This window comes from Pseudoxanthomonas sp. LjRoot204_2 (assembly GCF_056175765.1).
Window position 1 is genome coordinate 1 of the sequence record NZ_JBGFFG010000308.1, and the last position, 4114, is coordinate 4114.

At 67.7% G+C, this 4114-nt stretch carries 4 protein-coding genes; 1 reads left to right on the forward strand and 3 read right to left on the reverse strand.

Going from position 1 to position 4114, the window contains the following annotated elements:
* Positions 1-155, reverse strand: a 155-nt coding sequence (locus AC04L7_RS13605; protein ID WP_475513205.1) for a glutamate--tRNA ligase family protein, incomplete at its 3' end; no start/stop codon positions are given.
* A gap of 119 nt (positions 156-274) precedes the next feature.
* Here AC04L7_RS13605 and htpX point away from each other — a divergent pair.
* A complete protein-coding gene (gene htpX, locus AC04L7_RS13610; protein WP_299342029.1) occupies positions 275-1156 on the forward strand; it encodes a protease HtpX in 882 nt (293 codons plus the stop codon).
* Between the two features lie 77 nt (positions 1157-1233).
* Here htpX and AC04L7_RS13615 read toward each other — a convergent pair whose 3' ends face one another.
* Both AC04L7_RS13615 and AC04L7_RS13620 read right to left on the reverse strand, forming a co-directional pair.
* Positions 1234-3309, reverse strand: coding sequence for an EAL domain-containing response regulator (locus tag AC04L7_RS13615; RefSeq protein WP_296280219.1), 2076 nt, complete (start codon positions 3307-3309; stop codon positions 1234-1236).
* A 97-nt stretch (positions 3310-3406) separates the two neighbouring features.
* Positions 3407-4114, reverse strand: a 708-nt coding sequence (locus AC04L7_RS13620) for a KamA family radical SAM protein (RefSeq protein ID WP_475513204.1), incomplete at its 5' end; no start/stop codon positions are given.

A 4114-nucleotide genomic window follows, 5' to 3' on the forward strand; every position in this document is an offset into this window, starting at 1 on the left:
TCGAGGTCCTCCACGCGCACCAGCCACTCGCCGTCGTGATGCCGGGCGATGAGCCAACTGCCCAGGGCCGCGACCAGCGAGCCGAAATGCAGGCGGCCGGTGGGCGATGGCGCGAAGCGGCCGCGATAGCGGAGGGAGGGATCGTTCTCGGTCATTCGTCGGAAGCAAGGGCAAGCTGAACCGGCAGTCAGGAAGTCGCTTGAATTCATGACGCCGCAGCCGCAATTCTGCGGCGTCCGCGTTCACTTTTGCACGACCCTGGGAGATCCGAACCGTGTTCACGCGTGTTGCCTTGTTCCTCGCCACCAATTTCGCCGTCCTGGTGCTCGCGGGTATCGTCATGTCCCTCTTCGGCGTGAACCCGAACCAGATGGGCGGCCTGCTGGTGTTCGCCGCCGTGTTCGGTTTCGGCGGTTCGCTGATTTCCCTGCTGACCTCGAAATGGATGGCCAAGCGCGCCACCGGTGCGCAGGTGATCGAACAGCCTCGCAACGATACCGAGCGCTGGCTGGTGGCCACGGTGCAGCGCCAGGCCCAGGCGGCCGGCATCGGCATGCCCGAGGTCGCGGTCTACGACGCCCCCGAGATCAATGCGTTCGCTACCGGCGCCAACCGAAACAATGCGCTGGTAGCCGTGTCCACGGGCCTGCTGCGACAGATGAACCAGGACGAGGCGGAAGCGGTGCTGGGCCATGAAGTCGCCCACGTCGCCAACGGCGACATGGTGACCATGGCGCTGCTGCAGGGCGTTCTGAACACGTTCGTCATCGTGCTGGCGCGCGTGGTGGGCGGCATCGTCGACAGCTTCCTCTCCGGCAATCGCGAGGGTGGCGGCCGCGGATTCGGCTACTACATCATCGTGATGGCGCTGGAAGTCGTGTTCGGCCTGTTCGCCACGATGATCGCCATGTGGTTCTCGCGTCGCCGAGAATTCCGCGCCGACCATGGCGGTGCGACGCTGGCAGGCCGCCAGAAGATGATCGCCGCACTGGAACGCCTGTCGCAGCAGCAGCGCCCGAGTACGCTGCCCGCGCAGGTGGAGGCCTTCGGCATTGCCGGCGGCATCGGCCAGGGCATGAAGAAGCTGTTCCTCAGCCACCCGCCGCTGGAAGACCGCATCGCCGCGCTGCGCGCGCAACAGGCGACCGTGGCCTGATACCGGCCGGCCCGCACGTAAAGAAAAACCCGCCGGAAGGCGGGTTTTTCGATTGCGGTGCACGGGTAGCCGACCGATCAGCTGAAGTCATAATTCATTGCCGGACCGGGCGCCGCCAGGAAGTTGCCTTCCACGTAGTCCAGGCTGGCGGTGAACAGGAACGCCATGGTCGCTGCGTCCTGCACATGCTCGGCTACCGTCAGTATCCCCAGCGCCTGCGCGCGTTCAGCGATCTCGCGGATCTTCTGCTGGTGCTCGGTGTTCTTGCCCAAGTCTTCGCTGAAGACGCGGTCGATCTTGAGGAAGGTCGGCTGGAAGTGCGACAGCAACTGGAACGAATCCAGGCCCGCACCGAAATGTTCCAGGCCGACCTGGCAGCCCAGCTTGGCCGCCGCGGACTGGAAGGCCTGGGCCTGGCGCAGGTGCGTGAACACCTTGGCCTCCGGGGTCTGCAGCCACAGGCGGTCGCCGGGTACATCGTGCGCGGCGAGTTGCCTGGCGATCAGGTCGAGCAGGCGGTTGTCGGCGAACGAGGCCGGGCTGACCTTCACCACCAGGCGCGTGTCATGGCCGGCGCGCTTGCGTTCGGCCAGGACTTCGATGGCGCGGTTGACCACCCAGCGGTCGATCGCATCGAGCAGGCCGTTTTCTTCGGCGATGCCGATGAAGGACTGCGGCAGCACGACCTCGCCGTTGGATTCCAGCCGCAGCAATGCCTCGTATACCTCGCCGGGTTCGCCCTGCAGGCTGACCACCGGCTGGTAGTGCAGGCGGAAACTGCCGTCCTGCAGGGCTTCGCGCAGGCGCTGGATCCAGTTCTGGACACGCTCTTCCTCGGCCCGGTCGACGGCGCCGGGGTCGAAGATCTCGATGCGGTTGCCGCCCAGGTTGGTGGCGGTCTGCAGGCAATCCGTGGCGCGGGTCAGCACCGGACCGACGCTGGCGATCTTCTCGCCGATCTGCACGCCGCCGATGCTGGCCGTCACCGACGCCGAGCGTTCGCCCACGTTGAAGACGTGCGAGGCATAGGACGCCCGCAGTCTTTCCGCCAGCGCCGCGGTCTGCGCATGGTTGCCGCGCAGCAGGACTGCGAACGTGCGCTCGCCGAAGCGGGCGGCGAGGGTACCCTCGTCGAGTTTCTCGGACAGGCGCGCCGCCAGCGCGGCGGCCAGGGCATCGGCCGAGTCGATGCCGATCTCGGACAGCAGTCGCTGGTAGTGGTCGGGCTCGAGCAGCAGCAGGGCGTACTGGTCTTCGCCGCGCGCCACCTGAGCCACGGCGTTCTCCAGCTCGCGCAGGAAAGTGGGGCGGTTGAGCAGGCCGGTGACCATGTCGCGCTGCCGCAGGTCTTCGACTTCGCGCGCCAGCTCGGGGTCGAACTCCTCGCGGCGGCGGAAGATCACCTGCACGCAGGCCTCGCCCTCGTAGGTCGCGGTGGCGAACTCCAGCGTGGCGGGAAAGCTGTCGCCGTCGATGCTGCGGGCTTCCAGTTCGAAGCGCGGCGGAGGCGGTTCGCCCTTGCTGAGCTTCTTCAGCAGCGCCTTGAAATCGTTGACGTACTGCGGACCGACCAGATCAAGCAGCGACAGGCCTTCCACATCCTCGAACGATTCGAAGCCGAACATCTCCAGGTAGGCGTCGTTGGCACGAATGTGCATGCCCTCGTGGATATAGGCGATGGGGTCGCGCGAGGACGAGATCAGTGCATCGCACCGGCGCTCGGTTTCGCGCATCTGGCTTTCCAGCCGGCGCTGCGAGCGCCGCGCATCCAGGTCGGCCCACTCGCGGCGCAGTACCGTCAGCACATGCTCCGCACGCCCCCGCAAGGCGATGGCGCGTGCGCCGGCCGCCTGGTCGGCGAGCAGGTCGGCTTCGCTGATCGCATCGGCCAGCACGATCACGGGGATGTCCTTGCCGCTGGCGTCGACCTGGGCCAGCACGGTCGCCAGGGGAATGCCCTTGGCACTGCGGGACGCCAACAGCAGGTCCATCGGCTGGCCGGCCACCATCTGCCCCAGTTCGCCGGCGTCCAGCGGTCGCAGCGGGCGCACGGCGATACCGCCGTTGCGCAGCGTGGAGACGATGGCTTCCGCGTCCTCCGCGCTGTCGTCCACCAGGGTCAGTCGTAGCGTGGTGTCTTTGCCGATCTGCATGCAGCGTGTCCGCGAGGGGTGCGCGTTTAATACCTGAACGCGGCAGGTGAGTCCAATGCAGCCGTCGCAGATGCGAACACGGCCCGGCGAGGGCGCCTCACAGCGGTCGCTTGCCCGTGTCCCCGGCAATTTCCCGCACCAGCCTCGGCACCAGGTAGCCGGACAGGCGGGCGGCCAGGTCCGCATGCAGCGCCTTCGCGCGCACGTCGTCGACTTCGAAGTGGGCGGCGCCGGCCACCCGGTCCAACTGGTGCAGGTAATACGGCAGCACCCCCGCGGCGAAGCCGCGTTCGCTCAGGGCGGCCAGCGCGTCGACGTCGTCGTTCACCCCCCGCAGCAGCACCGCCTGGTTGAGCAGGTGAACGCCGGCATCGCGCAGGCGGCGCAGCGCGGCGTCAACCGCACCGTCGAACTCGTTGGCGTGGTTGGCATGGATCACCAGCGTCACCGGCCAGGGCAGGCGGCCCAGCCAGGCCAGCAGGCCCTCGTCGATGCGCTCGGGCAGCACGACCGGCAGGCGGCTGTGCAGGCGCAGCCGGCGCAGGTGCGGAATGCCGGCCAGGGCGTCCGTCAGCTCGGCGAGCTTCGCGTCCGACAGGGACAGCGGGTCGCCACCCGACAGCAGCACTTCCTCGATGCTGTCGTCGCGGCGGATCACGTCCACGGCTTCGCGCCAGCCGTCGCGTGCGGCGGTTTCCTCGGCGTAAGGGAAGTGGCGGCGGAAACAGTAGCGGCAGTTGATGGCGCAACTGCCGGTCGCCACCAGCAGGGCGCGGCCGCGATATTTCTGGATCACGCCGTTCCC